Annotated in this window: 12 protein-coding genes; 10 read left to right on the top strand and 2 right to left on the bottom strand. The window is 66.4% G+C overall.

Going from position 1 to position 20,556, the window contains the following annotated elements:
• Positions 1 to 79: 79 nt before the first annotated feature.
• The 6 genes from ACPDIX_RS04815 (at position 80) to ACPDIX_RS04790 (ending at position 7,232) form a co-directional block, all read left to right on the top strand.
• On the top strand, positions 80 to 2,080 hold the full coding sequence (locus tag ACPDIX_RS04815) for an LptA/OstA family protein (RefSeq protein ID WP_423430649.1): 2,001 nt from the start codon (positions 80 to 82) through the stop codon (positions 2,078 to 2,080).
• Between the two features lie 122 nt (positions 2,081 to 2,202).
• Positions 2,203 to 2,919 (top strand): LPS export ABC transporter ATP-binding protein, encoded by a 717-nt coding sequence (lptB, locus tag ACPDIX_RS04810; protein ID WP_423430648.1) that lies wholly within the window; start codon positions 2,203 to 2,205, stop codon positions 2,917 to 2,919.
• Between the two features lie 41 nt (positions 2,920 to 2,960).
• On the top strand, positions 2,961 to 3,917 hold the full coding sequence (hprK, locus tag ACPDIX_RS04805) for an HPr(Ser) kinase/phosphatase (protein ID WP_423430647.1): 957 nt from the start codon (positions 2,961 to 2,963) through the stop codon (positions 3,915 to 3,917).
• 219 nt (positions 3,918 to 4,136) lie between these two features.
• Positions 4,137 to 5,342, top strand: a complete 1,206-nt coding sequence (locus ACPDIX_RS04800) for a hypothetical protein (RefSeq protein ID WP_423430646.1) — start codon at positions 4,137 to 4,139, stop codon at positions 5,340 to 5,342.
• A gap of 18 nt (positions 5,343 to 5,360) precedes the next feature.
• A complete protein-coding gene (locus tag ACPDIX_RS04795) occupies positions 5,361 to 6,362 on the top strand; it encodes a DUF72 domain-containing protein (protein ID WP_423430645.1) in 1,002 nt (333 codons plus the stop codon).
• 144 nt (positions 6,363 to 6,506) lie between these two features.
• Positions 6,507 to 7,232, top strand: coding sequence for a 3-keto-disaccharide hydrolase (locus ACPDIX_RS04790; RefSeq protein ID WP_423430644.1), 726 nt, complete (start codon positions 6,507 to 6,509; stop codon positions 7,230 to 7,232).
• A 41-nt stretch (positions 7,233 to 7,273) separates the two neighbouring features.
• Here the strand turns inward: ACPDIX_RS04790 and recG are convergent, their stop codons facing one another.
• Complete coding sequence (recG, locus tag ACPDIX_RS04785) at positions 7,274 to 9,376, bottom strand: ATP-dependent DNA helicase RecG (protein ID WP_423430643.1); 2,103 nt, start codon at positions 9,374 to 9,376, stop codon at positions 7,274 to 7,276.
• Between the two features lie 161 nt (positions 9,377 to 9,537).
• On the opposite strand from recG, the gene ACPDIX_RS04780 reads away from it, so the two are divergent.
• Positions 9,538 to 14,598 (top strand): S8 family serine peptidase, encoded by a 5,061-nt coding sequence (locus ACPDIX_RS04780; RefSeq protein WP_423430642.1) that lies wholly within the window; start codon positions 9,538 to 9,540, stop codon positions 14,596 to 14,598.
• Between the two features lie 375 nt (positions 14,599 to 14,973).
• Here ACPDIX_RS04780 and ACPDIX_RS04775 read toward each other — a convergent pair whose 3' ends face one another.
• Positions 14,974 to 15,666, bottom strand: coding sequence for a zinc metallopeptidase (locus ACPDIX_RS04775; RefSeq protein ID WP_423430641.1), 693 nt, complete (start codon positions 15,664 to 15,666; stop codon positions 14,974 to 14,976).
• 250 nt (positions 15,667 to 15,916) lie between these two features.
• Between ACPDIX_RS04775 and ACPDIX_RS04770 the strand changes: the two genes are divergently transcribed.
• The 3 genes from ACPDIX_RS04770 to ACPDIX_RS04760 all read left to right on the top strand — a co-directional run bounded on the left by ACPDIX_RS04770 (position 15,917) and on the right by ACPDIX_RS04760 (position 20,310).
• Positions 15,917 to 17,128 (top strand): ABC transporter ATP-binding protein, encoded by a 1,212-nt coding sequence (locus ACPDIX_RS04770; protein WP_423430640.1) that lies wholly within the window; start codon positions 15,917 to 15,919, stop codon positions 17,126 to 17,128.
• Between the two features lie 118 nt (positions 17,129 to 17,246).
• Positions 17,247 to 18,632: a hypothetical protein gene (locus ACPDIX_RS04765; RefSeq protein ID WP_423430639.1), complete on the top strand. Its 1,386-nt coding sequence runs from the start codon at positions 17,247 to 17,249 to the stop codon at positions 18,630 to 18,632.
• Between the two features lie 103 nt (positions 18,633 to 18,735).
• Positions 18,736 to 20,310 (top strand): hypothetical protein, encoded by a 1,575-nt coding sequence (locus ACPDIX_RS04760; RefSeq protein WP_423430638.1) that lies wholly within the window; start codon positions 18,736 to 18,738, stop codon positions 20,308 to 20,310.
• Positions 20,311 to 20,556: the final 246 nt, after the last annotated feature.

Genomic DNA, 20,556 nt, shown 5'->3' with positions numbered 1-20,556 from the left:
GCCCTTGGGGCGGCCGCCGGTGGTGTTTTTCGTTCAGGGCTGGCCAAGGCCCCGGGAATGCGCCAGCTTAGGGCCAGGCATGGCGGCCAATCGGATGCCCAACCTTTCCGGGTCGGCCCCGGTGCAGCGGAGCGTGTGGCGGCCGGGCGGTGGTCTCCTCACCGGTGCCCGGCTGGTCCCGGTGCGTGGGGGCCTGCCGGAGGTTTCTCCCATCCCGGGCCGCAGGGTGTCGTGCCCGGTGCTGGTCGTGCTCGGGGTTTGCCTGGGTGTGGCGGCGGGCCGGGCCGCAGGGCCGGAATCCTCCCCCGGCATCCTTCTGCCGGGCTTGGTGCTGAAGGATTTTGTCTGGCCGGAGTACCACCCGCCGCCTCACGAGAAACAACTCCGGTTCCGCCTGCAGGCCGCCGAGGCCGAGCCGGGCGAGGGTGCCTGGGTTCGGGCTCGCGAGGTGGTGGCGGAACGATTCGGCACGGATGGTGGGGTGGAGTTGCAGGTGCGCGCGCCGCGCTGCGAGTTCCACACCGCCACGCAGGAGGCACGGTCCGACGGACCGCTCGAAGTGCGCCTGCAGTCCGATCGGCTCGTGCTGGAAGGACAGGGCTTTTTGTGGCGTCAGACCAACGCCTGTCTGGTGGTGTCCAACCAGGTGCGCACGCTGTTGCGAGGCGGCTGGCTGGCCGAAAAGGTCTCGCCGCTGGCCACCAACGCGCGTCCCCTCCGTTTGCCCGGTGTGGCGGAAAACGAGGTGCGAATCGAATCGGACCGGTTTCTCTTCGAAGGCGCCACCGGAAGGGTGGAATTTTCCGGCAGGGTGCGGGCCACGGGCCGGCAGGGAGACCTCCGATGCGATCGGTTGCGGTTCGTGCTTGCCGGCGGTGCCACGGGCAGGGTGGACCGCGTGGAAGCCACCGGCGGCGTGACGTTGGAGCGGCAGGACCTGTTGGCGTCGGCCGAACGCGCCGTTTATTTGCCGGCCCGGGACCGGGTGGAGTTGGAGGGGGACGTCCGCTGGCGAAAGGCCGACGCAAACGGACGGGCCGACCGTCTGAGTTGGGACCTGCGCCAGGAGACCCTGCAGGCCCGGGGGAACACGGTGCTGCACTGGATCCGGCCTGCCGGCGGGCTGGTGCCCGGCCAATCCCTTCTGTCAGGGCACGAGACCGGGCCGGTGCAGTTGACCATCTCGGCCGGGACCTGCGACCTGGGCCCGCGCCTGGCCCGGTTCGAAGGTGGCGTGGAGGTGGTGGAGTCACCCTCCAACCGGCCGGAAGCGCGCCTGCTTTGTGCGGTGCTGGTGGTCCGCACCGATGCCGCCGGGTCGTTGGAATCCGTGGATGCCACCGGCGGCGTGGACTTCGAACGCGAGGAACTCCACGTGACCGGCAGCGCCTGTACCTATCAGGCCCGGCTGAACCGTGTGGAGGTGGCCGGCCCGGTGGAATGGGAGGAGGGTCCTCGCTCGGGCGCGGGCGACCGTCTGTGGATGGAGCCTGACCGCCAGCGGTTCGGGATCGAAGGAAACGCTGAGTTGGTCTGGCCGCGGCCGCCCGGCCGGGTTCTGCTGGCCGGGGCAGGGAACCCGCCCGGCGCGCCCGCCCCCTCAACCGGGGTCGTCACAGGATCGGCAGAAGAGGACCCCGCCGAGCCTGTGTGGACGCGCGTGCACAGCGGTTCTTACGTCTGGTCGGGTTCCCAGCTCGAGTTCACCGGCGGTGTGGAGGTGGAGGATCCGGAGTTGGAGCTGACCTGCGAGCGGCTGAGGATTCAGCCTCCCCCGGAGGACCAGGGTGAGCCGGATCTGTGGGCTGACGGCGGGGTGATCATCCGGTTGGCCGGGCCACCCGATTCCCGCATCACGGCCACGGCGCAGCGGATGGAATATGAAGCGGCTGCGGCCAGGTTGCGGTTGACTGGCCAGCCGGTGGTCGAACGCGGTGATGGCAGCCGGTTCACCGCCGACGAAATCGTTTACCACCGTCGCACGGGGGTGATCTCCACCGTGGGAACCTACCGGGCCCGGGTGGAACGCCCGGTGGAGACCGGCACCAATGGATTGCCGGCGCTTCCCTGGCCCCGTTAAGTTCCCGGTGCGCACAGCCGCGGCTCATCATGCAAGGCCGGAATCCAGAGACCGCCACGAGAACCGCCCCGCAGACCGGGTCGGGTGGGGCCCCTGCCGTCCTGGCCCACGCGCCCGAAACTTTGCTGGAAACACGCAACCTGGTGAAACAGTACCGGCGCCGCCGGGTGGTTGCCGGCGTGTCGCTGCGCGTGGGCGCCGGCGAAATCGTCGGGCTCCTCGGTCCCAACGGCGCCGGCAAAACCACCACCTTCCAAATGGTGGTGGGATTGGTCCGGCCCGACGAGGGACGAATCCTTTTTTGCGGCCGGGACATCACCCGCCTGCCGATGCACCGGCGCGCCCGGGCCGGGATCGGTTATCTGACGCAGGAACCTTCGGTGTTCCGGAAACTGACGGTGGAACAGAACATCCTGGCCATCCTGGAAACCTGTGCCCTTGGCCGCGCCGAACGCCGGCTGCGGCTGCAATATCTGCTCGAGGAACTCGACCTGACGTCGCTGGCCAAGCAGCGTGCCTGGCAGCTCAGCGGCGGGGAGAAACGCCGTTTGGAAATCACCCGTGCCCTCGTCACCAGCCCCCGGTTGCTGCTGCTGGACGAGCCGTTCAGCGGCATCGATCCCATCGCAGTCTACGAGGTGCAAAAGATCCTTCGGGGCCTGAAAGAACGGGGGTTGGGCATTTTGATCACGGACCACAACGTTCGCGAGACGCTGAAGCTGGTGGACCGCGCCTACCTCATTCATCGCGGTGAGGTGGTTTACGAAGGATTGGGCGTGCAGATGTTGGAAGATCCGAAGGCCCGCGACATCTACCTGGGACCGGAATTCAACCTCTGACCAGCCTGGAGGCCGCGCCCTTGAGACAACTGTTTGCCCGTATGGCCAAGCGACTACACGACACGGTCACGGTCAAGCGGTTCTACACCGAGTTTGCCGGGGAACTGGGGTTGCGGCTGATCGCCGGCGCCGGCGGCCTGCAGCGGATCATTCGCGAGCCCGCCATCAACCGGCCCGGCCTGGTCCTGACCGGGTTCACCCGCTATTTCGCCTACAAACGCATCCAGGTCATCGGCAACGCCGAGGCGCATTACCTGCGATCGCTGGATCCGGCCGAGCGACTCAAACGCTACAGGCTCCTCTATTCCAAACCGATTCCATGCGTGGTGTTCAGCCGGAACCTGCGTCCGGACGCCGATCTGGTCCGGCTGACCGAGCAGCGCGACGTGCCCCTGCTGCAGTGTCCGCTGATCACCATGCAGTTCATCAACCGCGCCACCATGGCGTTGGAATCCCTCTTTGCCCCCCGGTGCACCGAACTGGGCAGCATGGTGGACATCCTCGGCATCGGCGTCCTGATCCGCGGCGAAAGCGGCATCGGCAAGAGCGAGAGCGTGCTGGCCCTCATCGAACGCGGCTACAGCCTCGTCTCAGACGACGCCACGCGGTTCACGCTGGTGGACGGACACCGCCTGGTGGGGACCAGCCCCGAGCTGACCCGCGGGTACATGGAGGTGCGGGGGATCGGGATCCTCAACGTGGGCGCCATGTTCGGCGTGCGCAGCGTCCGGCTGAGCAAGGAGCTGGATCTGGTGGTCACCCTCAAGCCTTGGGAGGAAGTGCCGGACGTGGACCGCCTGGGGATGGAACAGGAATACACCGAGATCCTGGGCCAGAAAGTTCCCCACATCACGTTGCCGGTTCGGCCGGGTCGCGACCTGGCACGGTTGATCGAGGTGGCCGCGCTCCACATCAAACTGGTGCAGTCCGGCCACAATCCGGCCAAGGAAATGAACAATCAGTTGCTCAGCCTCATGGCCAAGGAACGAAGACTGTAGGGGACCGCCCTCGCGCCGGCGTTCGTCTCCCGGCCCGCTGGCATCCAGGGCGGAGGTTCCTCGGGCCTGTACTCGGCGGCGCGGCCGGCCGGGCGGTCGCAACCGGCTCTGTCAAGTTGCCATTTCGATTCCGCCGGGACTAAATCAATGTGAACCCGGCCCGGAGAATCGACCTGTGTTGCCTGACGCAAGGGTGGGACAACGCGGCACCGACCGGACATGCAGGACAAACCGACATCCTACCTGGCAGGCCCGGATCAGGTGCGGGTGGACTCCGAACCTGTGGCGGGGGGCATGCGTTTCGTCTTGCCCCCGCGCCCGGGGGGCCTGCTCGCACGGGTCGCCGGCGTTATGATGCTCGCGGCGGTGGGTGAGCTTTTGCTGGGGTACTTCCTGTTGAACCAGATTGTTTCGCGGCCTGCAAAGTCCGAAGGTTCGTTTCTGTCCCAAGGGCCGGCGATTTGGGTCCTGGCTTTTTTGCTGTTCCTGCCTGCGGCGGTGCTGTTCGTGTTGGGGGCGATTTGGCGCTGGGGGCGCACGGAAATCACCTGCGTGGAGGGCCGGTTGCAGGTGCGTGGACGCTGGCGGGCCTTTGCCCTGCGCAAATGGACCCCGGACGAACCTGTCGCCGCTCTGGAGATCCGGCCGTCAGCAAGGACGGCGGGGCAGGGAACCGATCCGACACGTTCGAAGGATTGGATCCTGGTGGCGTGGTACGGGCGGTCGCCGCCGGTCCCGATTGTGGTCGGTTATCCACGGGAATGGTTGCTGCGGCTCGTGGAAGAAATGCAACCCTTGTTGACCGGCCCGGGGGCGGCGCCGATTCCCGTGTGGGACCGGGGCGATCCCGCCGCCGTGGCCGCGGCCGATGCCGTCTGGGCGGATCACCTGCCGCCGGGAGCGAATGTGGAATGCGAAGAGCTCGGTCACGAGCTGCGCATCCATGTGCGTCCCGGTGGTTGGCGCGGTCCCTCGGTGGCCATGTTGGGTATCGGGCTGGTATTCACGATCGTCGGAAGTGCCCTGGCTGCGCTGTGGGTATTCGGCGTGGTGGGTCGGCCGGGCCAATCGCAGGGGCCGCCGCCGGCGGTGGTGGTGGCCTTTGCCGGCGCAAGCCTGCTGGTGGGTACTGCATGCTGCTTGCAGGCCCTGACCATGGCCCGGCGCAGGGCCACGCTGATTTTGACCCCGGGGGAACTGCGGGTTCACACAAGTGGCGGATGGCGATCCAGGGAATACTGCTGGCCGCGCAACGAGGTGACCTCCGTGGAGGTCGGTCCGACCCAGCTCGAGGTTAACCGTCGGCCGGTCTCCGAGCTGAAGGTTGTACTGGCTTCAGGTGAAAGACGCGGACTCCTGATGGGCATGCCCGATGCCACCCTGAGCTGGCTGGCTGCGCGGCTGCGGCGCGAACTGAGACGCTGACGCTTCCATCCTGCTGGCGTGACCGGCCCTGATCCATCCCCACTCGAGCCGAAACCGGCGGACGTGCCGTTCGACCGTGAACGCGTCAGATGCCGGTTGGCCCGGCTGGCCGAAGCCGGCGTCCACGTCGGGACATCCTCCTGGAAATACACTGGCTGGCTCGGCCAGGTGTACGACCGGGATCGTTACCTTTGGCAGGGACGTTTCGCCGAGCGCAGGTTCCAGCGAGAATGCCTCGCCGAGTACGCGGAGGTTTTTCCCACCGTCTGCGTGGATGCGGCCTATTACACCTTTCCCACGCGCCGCAGTTTGGAGACGCTGACGGCGCAGGTGCCGCCCCGGTTCCGCTTCGCCTTCAAGGTCACCGACACCATCACGGTCAAACGGTTCCCGAACCTCGATCGATTCGGCCCGCGCGCGGGTCAACCCAACCCGGACTTCCTCAATGCCGACCTGTTTCAGGAGGCTTACCTCGGCCCGATGCAGGTCATCCGTGATCGTGTGGGCCTGTTGATTTTTGAGTTCTCGCGGTTCTACCCCTCGGACTTTGCGCGGGGCCGGGATTTCGTGGAGGCGTTGGACACATTTCTGGGGCGGTTGCCGGGTGAATGGCCGTACGGGGTGGAGATCCGCAACCGCACGTTTTTCCAGCCCGAATACTTCGACTGCCTGCGGCGGCATCGCGTGGCGCCGGTGCTGAACAGTTGGGAGGCCACACCGCCCCTGGCCGAGCAGGTCCGGCGCGCCCACGCACACGCGTGGGAAGGCCCGCTGGGCGTGCGACTGTTGTTGCGGCCCGGGCGCCGCTACGAAGATGCCGTCAAGGCGTTCAGCCCGTACGATCAGGTTCGGGATCCCCAGCCGGAAACCCGCGCGGCCACCGCCGACCTCATGCGCAGCGCCCTTCGCGCGGGCCGGCCCCGACCGCTCTGGGTGTATGTCAACAACCGGTTCGAAGGGAACGCCCCGGGTACCATCGCCGCCATTTTGGACATGTTGTCCCCGGAGCTGGGCGGCTGATCCCGGCGCGGCGGACGGGATCTGCCATGCACGCATGGGACAGGTCGGGTGTCCCCGCGGCCGACACGATCCCCCGTGCCGGAGCGGCAGACGCGCAGGACTTCGAGGTTGCGTCCTCGGGCTGATGGCGATTGACTGCCGGGCATGAACGAACCGGTGGAGTCCTCGAGGGTGCGATCCTGGCGGTGGCACGTGCTGTTGTGGGGGATTTGTCTCTCCATCAGGACTGCCGAGTCTTCAGAGTCAAAGGAACCGCGGATGGTGGATCCCGGGCCGCCGCCCGCGGATGCCGTGGTCCTCTTCGACGGCACCAGCCTGGACGCATGGGAGGACGAACATGGCGGGCCCGCCCGGTGGCGGTTGGAGGCGGGAGCCATGGTCGTCAACGGCACCGGCAGCATTCGAACCCGCCGTTCGTTTGGCGACTGCCAATTGCACATCGAATGGGCCACGCCGGCCAGGGTGGAGGGCGAAGGCCAGGGCCGCGGCAACAGCGGCGTCTTTCTGATGGGCCGGTACGAGGTGCAGATCCTGGACTCGTGGCACAACCCCACCTATTTCAACGGCCAGGCCGGTGCCGTCTACGGGCAATCGCCGCCTCTGGTCAACGCCTCGCGGCCGCCCGGTCAGTGGCAATCGTTCGACATCTTCTTCCGTGCGCCCCGACGCGACGCTGCAGGGCGCGTGATTCAGCCGGCCACGATCACCGTCCTGCACAACGGGGTTTTGGTACAGGACCATTTCCTCATTCGCGGCAGCACCTACCTGGACCCGCCCCGGTATGAGCCCCACCCGGACAAGGCACCGTTGGTCCTGCAGGATCACGGGAATCCGGTTCGGTTCCGGAACATCTGGATCCGCGAACTCTGAGGTGCGGATCGGCTGGCCGCCCGACGGGGACGAGGCGGACTTCAGTCGGATGGGGGAGAGGACGTTGCCGGGGCCGGGTTCACCCCGCTGCCCGGCTGCTTCGCAGCGCCTGGAGCGATCGTGCGATCCTCGGACGGACGCACGAGTCGCCGGGCCAGCTCGATCAACGGCAGATCGGCCAGGAGGTCACCAAATCTGAGGCGTGGCATGCCGCTCTGCTGCTGGCCGAGCAGCTCGCCCGGACCGCGCAACTTGAGGTCGGCTTCGGCAAGGGCGAAACCGTCCTGGGTCTCCACCAGCACGCGCAGCCGTTGCCGGGCCTCCGGATGGCGCGCGTCGGAGATGAGAAAACAGTGCGCCGGCAGATCGCTCCGGCCGATGCGCCCGCGCAATTGGTGGAGTTGCGCCAGGCCGAAAGTCTCGGCGTTCAGGATCACCATGACCGTGGCCTTCGGCACGTCCACGCCCACCTCGATCACGGTGGTGCTGACCAGTGCCGCGATGGTCCCGCTTCGGAAGGCCTCCATGACCCGGTCTTTCTCGCGCTCGGGGAGTCGTCCGTGCATCAACCCCACACGATGCGGATGGAGCGCCCTGCACACCGCGTCGTACTCCTGCTGGACGGCCCGGACCGCACCGGCGTCGGTCTCCTCCACGCGCGGGCAAATCACGTAGGCCTGGTGACCGGCGTCCAGCTCGGATCGGACGAAACGCCAGACCTCGGGCAGGCGGGCCGAGGTGTGCAGCACGGTGCGGACCGGTTTCCGTCCCGGCGGCAGTTCGTCCAGCACCGACACGTCCAGGTCTCCGTACAGGGTCAGACCCAGCGTGCGCGGGATGGGTGTGGCGGTCATGACCAGCAGGTGTGGATACCGTCCCTTGCGCACGAGGGTCTCGCGCTGGGCCACACCGAACCGGTGTTGCTCGTCAATGATGACCAGCCCGAGCCGCGGGATCTGTACCTGCTCGCTCAGCAGGGCGTGTGTGCCGACGTACAAGCCCACACCTTCCGGCACCGCGCGCCGGCAAAGAGGCAGTTGCCCGGGGTCGGCCCCGCACCTGCCGTCCGTGGGCCCGGTCTTTCGGTTGCCGGTGTACAGCCAGACGGGCACCCCCAAGGGTTCGAACCATCGCCGAAAAAGGTTGTGGTGCTGTTCGGCCAGGATTTCCGTGGGGGCCATCAAGGCCACCGAGTACCCGCTCTCGAGGCTCATCAGCGCGGCGCAGGCGGCCACCACCGTTTTGCCGCTGCCCACGTCACCCTGCAGCAACCGCCGCATCGGCCAGCGGCCGCCCAGATCGGCCCGGATCTGGCGCAGCACCCGCGTTTGCGCACCGGTGAGGGAAAAGCCCAGCCGGGCCAGAAACGGGCGGATCAAACGATTGCGATCGCCGGCACAGGGCAGGGCGGTGGCCAGCTCCTGGAACCGCCGGCGTCTTTCCCACAACGACCGTTGCAGCTCCAGAAACTCCTCCAGCGCCAGCCGTTGTCGGGCCAGCCCGGTCTGTTCGAGTGTGTCGGGAAAGTGCAGCCAGCGCAGCGCCTGCGCATGACCGGGGAGGGTGTCGAACGGCGGCGGCAGGGGCGGCAGCACGGGCACGTCCGGAATCTGATCGCCCCAGCGGTTGAGCACGCGCCAGATCAGAGACCGCAACCACCGTTGCGAGAGCCCTTCGGTCAGCGGGTAGATGGGCGTCAGGCGATCGAGATGCACGAACGATTCCTCTTCCCCCTCCACGATTTCCGTTTCGGGATGATCCATCGCCGGCGGCCGGAGCTGGCGCACCTTGCCGTAGACCACGATTTCGTCGCCGGGATGAAAATGGCCGTCCCAATAGGGCTGGTTCCACCACCGGCAATGGAGCCGGCCTGTGCCGTCGTCCACGATGACTTCGTAGAGACAGCGGCTGCGGCGGCGAAATGTTTTCAATCCGGCGGCCATCACACGGCCGCGGACCAGAGCGGGTTGGCCGGCCTGCAAGGAGGCCACGTGCGCAAAGCAGCGCCGGTCTTCGTACCGTCGGGGCCGGTGCAGGAGCAGGTCTGCGACCGTCTCGATCCCCAGCCGGGCCAGCAACCGGGCGCGTTCCTCTCCGACGCCGTGGAGCCGGGTGACCGGCCACGACAGCGGGGAATCGTTCATCGCGCGCTGTGGATCCATCCCCTCGCACCTTACGGACGGGTGGCGCGCGGCTCAACGGCAAACCCTTCCGCCGCGGCCGGAACGGCCCTGCGGTTTCCTGCGGTCGGGAGCCGGGACCTGCGTCCCTTGCCGGTTGCGCATCGGTGGCGTATTGTCGCGCAGTGAAGCGTCTTCGGTTTGCGTGCCGTTTCAGGGAGGTAACGGTCGCCCTGGGACTGCTCCTCTGGGTCCCGTGGTGTCTGGCCAAACCGGTCTGGCTCCGCAACGAGGTCTTCGACCCGGCCACGAACCCGGCACCCTCAATCTCGGCCGCCGCGGTGGGGTCGGGTGCCCCGACATCAGGTCGCGCCCTTTACCTCCTGCAGTTGCGGGACACGCCCCGGTCGGAAGAACGGCATGCCCTGGAACAGCTCGGTGCCAAGATCCTGCGTTATGTTCCCGAGGACACCTACGTGATCCGCTGCGACCCTGCCACAGCCGGGCGCTTGGAAAAGGTGCCGTTCGTTGCTTGGTTGGGGCCGTACCAGCCCCGCTACAAGCTTCATGCGCCGTTGCGATCCTCACAGCGACCGGCCGAGGTGGATGTATCGGTCCTCCTTGCTCCGGATGCGGATCCCGTGGAGATCGCGGCCGTGCGATTGCGCCTGCGCCAGGCGGGTGACCCGGCAGTGTTGCACAGCGGCGTCGTGTTGCGCGGGCGCCTTTCGGCTGCGGAACTGGAGGCGTTGGCCCGATCCGATGCGGTGTTGTGGGTCGAACCCGCTCCGCGCATGCGATTGTACGACGAGGTCTCCTCCAAGATCGTCGCCGGCGACGGGGGCCCCAACCGGCTGCTGGCCCAACAACTCGGCTGGGACGGCCGGGGCGTCACCGTGGCCGTGGCCGACAGCGGCCTGCAATGGGGTGACGCCACCTCGATGCATCCCGATCTGTTGGGACGGACCACCGCCTTCTTTTACTACGGCGATCTCACGGATGCGTCCGACGAGCACGGCCACGGCACCCATGTCACGGGCATCATCGCAGGCGACGGCGCGGCCGGAGAGACCGACGAAAACGGCAACCTTTACGGCCTCGGCGTGGCTCCGGGCGTTTCCATCGTCACCCAGCGGATTTTCGACGGCCTGGGCAACTACCAGCCGCCACCCAGTTTCGAACGACTGACCCGCGATGCCGTCCGCGCCGGAGCCGACATCGGATCGAACAGTTGGGGCGACGACACCGGCGGGCGGTATGACATCAGCGCGATGGAATTCGATGAGCTGGTGCGCGATGCCGACGCCCTGCGGCTCGGGGACCAGCCCTACATTCTGGAGTTCTCCGCTGGAAACGCCGGCCCCGGCGCGCGCACCATCGGCAGCCCCGCCGTCGCCAAGAACGTGATCGCCACCGGCGCGACCCAGAACGATCGGTTCGACCTGTTCATCTACGACAGCGGGGCCGAGGCCATGGCCGATTTCTCCAGCCGCGGCCCCTGCGAGGACGGCCGCATCAAACCCGATCTCGTGGCGCCCGGCACCTGGATCGCCTCCCTCCGGAGCGAGGCCGCCCCGGAGGACAATGCCTGGCTGCCCATCTCGCGGCTCTACAGTTACATGGGCGGCACCAGTCAGGCCGGCCCGCATGTCTCCGGCGCCGCAGCCCTGTTCGTCCAGTTCTACCGGCACCACTTCACCAACGCCACGCCGTCTCCGGCCCTCGTCAAGGCCGCCCTCATCAACACCGCCGTGGACCTGGACGACACCATGGGCACTGCACCCATCCCGAACTTCGACGAGGGTTGGGGCCGTGTGAACGTCGTGCCGCTCCTGTCCGGCGAACGACAGTTCCGGTATTTCGACCAGACCGTTCCTCTGGCCACCGGACAGACCTGGGAGACCGTCGTGGCCGTCGAGGGCAGCGAACCTCTGCGCATCACCCTCGCTTACACCGATGTGCCGGGCGCGCCTTTCGTCCTGCCGGCCCTGGTCAACGATCTCGACCTGGAAGTGGTGGATCCCGCGGGCCGTACGTATCTCGGCAATGTCTTTCAGGGCGGCCGTTCGGTGCCGAATGCGGGCACACCCGACCGCCGGAACAACGTCGAATGCGTGTATCTCGATGCACCTGAGCCGGGACCCTACCGGGTGCGCGTGCGCGCCCATCGCGTGCCCGAAGACGCCCGGCGGGACACGCCGGAAGTGGACCAGGACTTTGCACTGGTGGTTTCGGGTCGGTTCCTGCCACCGGGGACGGGTGCGCTGAGTCTGGACCGCACCGCTTACACGGCTCCCGGAGAGATTCACGTCCGGCTCTTCGACACGGACCTCGCCGGTCAACCCTCGGCCACGGTGCAGGTCACCAGCACCAGCGAGCCGGCCGGCGAAACCCTGTCGCTGACCGCAGTGGATGACCGGGGCTCGTTCACCGGATCCATCGCCACCGTCACAGGGCCGGCCCTGGCAGATGGCCGGTTGCAAATCGCTCACGAGGACCTCATCACCATCCGGTACACCGACCTGTCCGCCGGACAAATCCGCGTCGCGACAGCGCGGGCGGACCTGTTGCCGCCGCTCATCACGGCGGTTGGAACCCGCGTGGATTACGGCGTGGTCACCGTGAGCTGGACGACGGACGAGCCGGTCACCGCCCGGGTCCGTTACGGCACCAACGCCGCCCTCGAACGCGTGGCCTTCTCTGAGGAGTGGACCACCACCCCTTCCGTCACGCTGGGTTCACTCGAGCCGGGTCTGACCTGGTTCTTCCGGGCGGAAGCCACCGACGAGGCAGGCAACGTGACCGTGGACGACCGGGGCGGGGCCCTCTACCAGGTGGTGGTCCCGCCCACGCCGCCGGTGTTGTTGGTGGACGGATACGACGACCCGTTTTTCGGTGCGCCGCCGCTGAGCGGGTATACCGACGCCCTGGACCTGGCCGGCGTGCCCTACGAGATCTGGGACGTTGCCACGGATGGTGACCCGCCACTGGACGCCCTGATCTCTCACCGGGCCGTCATCTGGCGCGTGGGCGAGTTCACCGGCTGGACGCCGGAGCAGGGCCTCTTGATCAGCAACTACCTCGCCGCCGGAGGAGCATTGTTCGTCTCGTCCATGGACCTCCTGACCCGAAACGTCGAAACCTTCGGCGAAGGCTTCAACCGGGACGTCCTGCACGTGGAAAGTTTCGACGAGGACGCCACCGTGCCCTACCTCGTGGGACTCGGCGATCCGGTGGGCGAAGGCCTGGACGTGGAACTCGATTACTCCCTGTACGAAGAGCTCTGGTTCGGCTTCATCAGTGACATCTCGGACACCTTCACCCCGGCGGCCGACGCCGTGCCCGTGCTCGGCGACGGCTTCGGCGGCATCGCCGGCCTGCGTTGGCCGCGTCAGCCCGGGCCCGGGGATGGCCGGCTGGTCTTCCTCTCCTTCCCACTCGACGCGGTGCCGTTGAACGACGGCACCAACGACCGTGCGCATCTCATCCGCAACGTGCTGCGATTTCTGGCCCCGGGCGCCGAAGGCCTGATCACCCTCGGCCTCGACCGTACGGCCTACACGCTGCCCAGCCTGGTGCGGATCGAGCTCGGCGACGCCAATCTCCGTGCCTCGGGCGCCGTCACCCTCCATGCCGAGACCACCTCCAACCCGACCGGCACCGCTGTCCCACTCACCGAGACTTCCGTGCCCGGTCTCTTCGCGGGAGAACTGCGATTGGTGGGCGCCTCGGATCCGACCGGGCCCGGGGTCCTGCAAGCCGCCGACGGCGACACCCTCCGGATCCGCTACGCGCCGGGAGGCGGCACCGCGGAGATTGTCGCCACCGCAACCGTGGATACCCGGCCGCCCGCCTTGAGCGACCTGACGCACCAGCCCGATTACGTGGAGGCCACCATCTCCTGGGTAACGGATGAACCCGCGGATGCCCTGGTCCAGTTCGGCGAGTCCCCTCTGTTGGGACGCACAGCCTACGACGCCACACCCTCCACCGCGCACGCCGTGACCGTCTCGGGGCTCCGACCTGACACGCTGTATTATTACCGCGTCGTCAGCCGGGATGCCGCGGGCAACATGGGCGTGGATGACAACGCGGGCCGCCTGTACACGTTCCGCACACTCGAGCCGCTGCAGCCGCCCTTCTTCGACAATATGGACGAGCCTACCCACGGCTGGACCGTCTACAACAGCGAGGACACCCCGCGCGGCTGGGAACGCGGCATCCCCAACAACGGCCACGAAACGGCGGCACACTCCCCGCCCTGGGCCTGGGGCACCAGCCTCCAGGGCGGCAGCTACGATTACATGGAGACGTTCCTGATCAGCCCCTCCATCTACCTGGGCGGCGGCAACACCGCAGAACTGCGCTTCTGGCACAGCTACGACTTCATCCCGCGCGACGAGCTCGACATCTGGGAGGTCGGCACCGTCTACATCATCACCAACGGCGTGGGCACACCCGTCACCGTGGCGCAGTTCGGCTTCGACGCCGAAAACTGGAACGAGGTCGAAGTGGACCTCACGCCCTTCATCGGCAACATGATCAACGTCGTCTTCGCCTATCAGATGATCTCCCTGGCGTTCGACGCTTATCCGCGCCCCGGTTGGTTGATCGACGATGTGAGCATCACCGTCACCCAGGTCGAGCCCGGCACCCTGGTCATCACCAACAACCTCATGCAGGCCGAATGCCTGTTGTCCGGTCCCATCCACCGCCGCGTGCGGGGGGCTTTCGAGGTCATCAGCAACGCGCCGCCGGGGACATACGTGGTCGAATACGCCGAAATCCCCTGGTACAACGCGCCCCCACCCCGGACCAACACACTGGCTTCAGGTCAGACCCTCGTCTTCCAAGGCCATTACGACGCTGCCGACACCAATGCCAACGGCCTCCCCGATGCCTACGAAACGGCCTACTTCGGTGGGACCGATCCGAACCGCGGCGGCGACACGGACACCGACGGCGATGGCATGAGCGACCTGGCCGAATTCATCGCCGGAACGAACCCCACCAATGCCGCCCATGCGCTCGCTGTCACGGCCGAACTGCTTTCCGCTGCCGAAACCCTGCGACTCAACTGCCCCGCGGCACCGGGACACGGTTACCGGCTCTGGACCCGTACCCTCGACACCGATTGGGAACCGGCAAGCGATTGGGTCCGTGCCACCGGTTACACCGTCCGCTTCAACGTGCCCTTGGCTCCCGCGGGGCAGGTCCGTCTCTATCGCGTCGAGGCACGGCCTTGAAACCAGCCCGCCGCGGGTCGGGCTTGCGGGGCTGGCATGCTTCCGCGGACGGGGCGGAGTCGTACGGCAACTCTCGAACAGAATCCTCGTTTGTCACCTCGCCCCGGCAGCGGCGCAGCCCAACCGACCCGTGCGGGGCCGGCCACCGAAGCGCGACCGGCGAGCCCCCTCTGCGGGCACGACCGCACCGAGCCTGCCCTTGCGACCTCTCCGGGCCAAGCAGGGTCCCCGTGCAAAGCCGGGTCCTCCCGGATCCGCACGGACGTGGCCCGGCGGCCGATGCGCAAAACCGGCTCCGGCTGACGATCCGCGCCGCGGGAGGAACCGTGGCGACGCTGCGCGCGCCCGCTGGTGGCGGGCCATGATGCGGAACGGTCAGTTCCGGGAGCGGCCGCCGGTCAACAGCGGAAGGAGATAGAACAGGAAATAGAGCAGCGAGCTGATGAACGCCGCCACGTAGGTCCAGGCTGCCGCACGCAGCACCTTTTGCACGGCTTCGGCCTCCTGGTCGGTGACCATGCCCATGCGCGTCAGCAGTGCATGGGCGCGGCGCGAGGCGTCAAATTCGACGGGGAGGGTGATCAGATTGAAGGCCATGATGATGCCCCAACCCACCGCCATCAGTGTGAAGCCCAACATGGGCTCCATCAGGTGGGTCCCCATGAACAACAAGGGCATGAACGTGACAATCTGATTGGCAAAGGTCGCAGCACCCACCGCGGCCATGCGCCACTGCAAGGGCCGGTAGGCCTGCGCGTGCTGCAGTGCGTGGCCGGCTTCGTGAGCAGCCACACCCAGGGCCGCAGGCGACCGGCCGAAGAAATTCTCATGACACAGCACCAGACGCCGGTGGATGGGATCGTAGTGATCGCCCAGGAAACCGTCGTGGGCCACGATCTCCACGTTACGGATACCGGCCCGTTCGAGGATGGCCGCAGCCGCTTCCGCCCCGGTCATCCCCGAGCGCACGGTGTAACGACTGTAACGGTGATAGGTGGACTTCACCTTCGCCGTCGCCCAAAGGGACAGCGCCATCGTCAGCAAAAAGATCAGGAACAACAGTGTCATGGCTTCAACTTTGCTTCCGAAATGGTCTCGTTTTCCTTCACGGTTGCGTCGGGGGCACGGTGGCATCCCGGGGCATCGGTCCCCCGGGCTTTCCGCCGCCCATACCGACTGCTCCTGCCGTGTCAGGCGCCCTGAATCATATTCACCTGCCGGCTTTCTGCAACCGGAACCGACCCGGCCGGGCCGCAGGCGAATGGGGGTGACGGGCGCCGGGTCCATGGGTATGTTGGACCGACGACAGGACCGTGCCATGATCACGACCGTGGAGCCGTCCAAGACCGACACGACCACCAGAGCCGCCTCGGAGGTGGTGGCTGCGGTGCGTGGTTTGACCAAGGTGTTTCGGGATTTTTGGGGACGCCCCAAGGCCCGCGCCGTGGACCATGTCGACTTTGAAGTTTACCGTGGCGAGGTCTTCGGCCTGCTGGGACCCAACGGATCGGGCAAGTCCACCACGGTCAAACTCCTGTTGGGCCTGTTGTACCCCACGCGTGGCCAGATCCAGGTCTTCGGCCGTTCGCCACGGCACGTGCTCACCAAACGGAAGATCGGTTACCTGCCGGAGGAATCCTACCTGTACCGGTACCTGAGCGCCCGCGAGACACTTGATTTCTTCGGCCGGTTGTTTGCCCTGCCCGCACGGGTCCGCAAACAGCGGGCGGAAGAACTGTTGGAAATGGTCGGTCTCAGCCAGGTGGGTTCCCGCCCCGTGGGCGAATTCTCCAAGGGCATGCAGCGCCGCATCGGCCTGGCCCAGGCTCTCATCAACGATCCCGAGCTCCTCATCCTGGACGAACCGACATCAGGTCTGGACCCCATCGGGTGCCGGGAAATGAAGGACCTGATCCTCGCCCTCGCACGCCGCGGCAAGACCGTCATCCTCAGCAGCCATTTGCTGGCGGATGTGGAAGACGTTTGCGACCGGGTGCTGATCCTCTATGGCGGCCGGGTCCAGGCAGTGGGCCCCCTGCGCGAGCTCCTGCGCAAACCGGATCGGCTTCGCATCACCACGCCGGTCCTTTCCCGGCCCACGCTCGAACGCGTGCTGGCCGTCATTCGGGAAGAGGTCGGTGACGCCGACATCCGCGTGGACAATCCGACCCAGAACCTGGAGAGCTTTTTCCTCGAAGTGGTGGAACGCGCCCGGAAGGCCGCCACGGAAACCAGCGGCGCCACCGTCGGCACGCGCGTGGCGCCCTACCTCCGGGGCGAAACCGAACCGGCCGCCCGACCGGAACGCCTTCTCGAGAAACTCACCCTGCCCGGCCAACCCGCCCCGCCGCCGGCGCCTGTGCAACCTGCCGAGCCTGCCATTGACGAAACCAAATTGCAGCAACTGGCCGAACCCGGCCCGGAAATCGCCCAGCCGCCTCCTGCACCCTCGCCACCCCCCGAACAGGAGGCCTTGGAGAAGGCCGATCAAAAACTCGCGGACCTGTTGAGCCGGGGCAAAAAACCATGACCAGAGGGCAGAAGGCGATGCTCACACGCAGGTACACCTGCACACGGAGTTTGCCCCCACGGCCCACTCTGACCGGCCGTGCCCGGGGCGGGCCGCTGAAGATCTTCGAGGGCAGGTCATGAAACCGATCTGGGCCATCGCCACGCTCACTTGGAAGGCGGCCTTCCGCTACCGCTTGTTCTGGGTGATCTGTCTATTGCTGCTGGCATCTGTGGTCGGCCTGCCGTTGATCCTCAAACACGACGGCACCGCACGTGGTTTTACCCAGATTCTCTTGACCTACACCCTCAGCGCCATCTCCGGTCTTCTGGGCCTCTGCACGCTCTGGCTGGGCTGTGGGACGCTGGCCCGCGACATCGAGGAATGTCAGATGCAGTTGGTCGCCGTCAAACCGGTGCCTCGCTGGAAAATCTGGCTGGGGAAATGGCTGGGGTTGGCCACGTTGGCCGGCGCGATGCTCCTGCTGGCCGGCGCCAGCGTCTACGCGCTCCTGTTGTACCGCGCCAACCAACTGCCGGCCGACCAACGCGAGACGCTGTTCAAGGAGGTGCTCGTGGCCCGGGGATCGGCCAGGCCGCCCGATTTCCATGAAGAGATCCAGGCCGAAACCGACCGGCGCCTGCGGGAGCGTCTGGCCCAACAGCCCGAGTTGAAGGCCGACCTGGCCGAGGTGCGCCGCCAGATCGAGGAGCAGGTCAAGGCGGAGTACCAGATCGTGCCGCCGGGATACATCAAGGTGTGGCAGGTGGACCTCGGCCTGCAGCGGCGGTTCATCGCGGGCCGGCCCATGCACCTGCGCATCAAATTCAACGCGGCGGCCACCTCCGAGTCCGGCACTTTCACCGGCCTCTGGCAGGTGGGTGTGCCGGAAACGCCCAAGGTCTGGCGCAGCGAACCCATGAGCCTGGCCCCGGACACCTACCACGAGTTCGAAATCCCGCCCGACCTGTGGGATGCCAGTGGCATCCTGACCATCGCGTTCCTGAATGCCAACGACACGACCCTCTTGTTCGCGCTCGAGGACGGCATCGAGGTCCTTTACTGGCAGGGTGGGTTCCTCCTCAACTACCTCCGCGGGTTGGGCATCATCTACTGTTGGATCCTCCTGCTGGCCACCCTGGGATTGAGCACCGCCAGTTTCCTTTCCTTTCCCGTGGCCGCCTTCGTCTCCCTGGCCGCGCTCACGCTGGTCTTCGGCAGCGGCACCATCCGGACGGTCGTAACGGAAGGAACCCTCCTGGGATGGGACCCGGAGGCGGAAGCCTTTTCGCAAACCTGGATCGACAAGATCGGCGTGCCGGTTTTCAAAGGCATCTGGTGGGTCATCCAGCTGGCCAAGGGATTCTCTCCCATCGATGCCCTGAGCACCGGCCGGAGCGTGCCCTGGACCGAGCTGGCCCGGGCCGTGGCCCAGATCGTGATCCTCCTGGGCGGTGCCCTCGCAACCGGCGGAATCTGGGCCTTTCACCGGCGCGAGCTGGCCACCGCGACACCGTTGCAATGAGACCCTGCCTGGATCAGCACATGGTCGAGTGCGGTCCGCCCCGGCTTTCCGGGGGCGACGGCGCGCGTTCCCTTTTTAGATTCCGGTCGTCTCCGCGGGTTCCATGAAGGAGATCGAGTTCCCATCCCGGTGGAAAAAGATCGCGCTGGTCCTGACGGCGGCGATCCTGTGGACCGGCGTGGCCCGGGTGGAACGTTCGCTGAACCTCGACCGCGACCGGCTCGGTCTGACGCGAGTGGAACCCCTGGAAAACGCGCCGCCGCTGCTGGCCTTCACCACCGTGGCCCTCGGCGGCTTCCGCGGCCTCATCTCCAACCTGCTCTGGGTCCGCATGATGGAATTGCAGGAACAGGACAAGTTCTTCGAAATGCGGCAACTGGCCGACTGGATCACCAAGCTGGAACCCCATTTCGTCCAGGTCTGGGCCGTCCAGGCCTGGAACATGGCCTACAACATCTCCGTCAAATTCAAGGAGACCGAGTTCGGCGTCTACCCGGATCGTTGGCGCTGGGTCAAAGCCGGGATCGAACTCCTGCGCGACGAGGCCCTCAAATACAACCCTTACGAACCGCTGCTGTATCGCGAGCTGGCCTGGATCTTCCAACACAAACTGGGTCATTTCCTTGACGACGCCAACATCTATTACAAACAGCAGTGGGCCAATGAAATGACCCGGATCTTCGGCATGGGACGCCCCAACTGGGACACCCTGCTCCATCCGCAAACCGAGGAAGACAAGGAACGCGTCCGGCTCCTGACCGATGTTTACAAGATGGACCCCGAATACGTCAAAAAGGTGGATGACGAATACGGTCCTCTGGAATGGCGGCTTCCCGAAGCCCACGCCATCTACTGGGCGGCCAAAGGGCTCGAAATGGCCGCGAAAAACCCGCGTCGTGTCAACACCAACGACCTCATCCGCCTGCGCCGCGTCATCTTCCAATCCATGCTCATGAGTTTCCGCCGCGGCCGGTTGATCCCGGACCATGTCAATCGCAGGTTCCAGTTCGGGCCCAACCTGGACATCATACCCAAGGTCAACTACGCCTACGAAGAGGCCATGGAGGAAGACCCGGCAAACCGGGAGAACATCAGGATCGCCCACCGCAACTTTCTCCGGGACGCCGTTTACTTCCTCTACACCGCCGGCCGCCAAACCGAGGCCCGGAAATGGTTCGATTACCTGGCGGAAAAATACCCCGACAAACCGCTCATCGAGGGCCGGGCCGACACCTTGCCAGCCCGGATGACGGTGGATCAATATGCCGTGGCCCGGGTGACCGAGGACATTGGCGAAACCGATCCCCTCCGAATCCGCGCTCATTTGGAGGGCATGCTGGCCCACGCATATGCACGGCTGATCCTGGACCTCGACGACGAAGCACTGGCTTATCAACGGCTGGCGCGGCTCGTCTACGACACGTACATGGAGAAAATCAAAGGCTCCGAAATGAGGGTGGGCCTGCCGCCCTTCCGCGAAATCGCTGCTGATGTCCTGCAACAATTGCTCAACCCCGAACAAAGCCCGCTCACGGCCGAGGAACGCGCCATCCTGCGTACCAAGCTCAACCTGCCGGCCGAAATGCCCGGCCCGGCTCCCGGAACCAACGCACCCCCCGTCTCAGCCGGCACCAACGCCCCGGTTTCGAGCGCGACCAACGCGCCTGTCCGTCCCTGATCAGCGCCGCCGCCCACGGGAGCAATCCTCGTCGGACAGGGCACGGCCGGGGAACGGGCGGACCGCCACCACTGCACGTCTCCAAACCGGACCACGGAAGGCACGGGTGGCGTACGTTTCAAAGGCAACCTCGCACACATCTGCGGTGATCCCGGGCCTGCAGACCTTCATCGGCCAACCGGTCGATCGTGGTGGGCCAGTCCCCACGGTCTTGGGCCACGCCGCAACTTGCCCCAAAGCCCGGCC

This window comes from Limisphaera sp. 4302-co, assembly GCF_049537155.1.
In the GTDB taxonomy this organism is placed as follows: domain Bacteria; phylum Verrucomicrobiota; class Verrucomicrobiia; order Limisphaerales; family Limisphaeraceae; genus Limisphaera.
The sequence above is the reverse complement of the archived record's forward strand: the minus strand, read 5'-3'. Positions and strand labels throughout refer to the sequence as shown.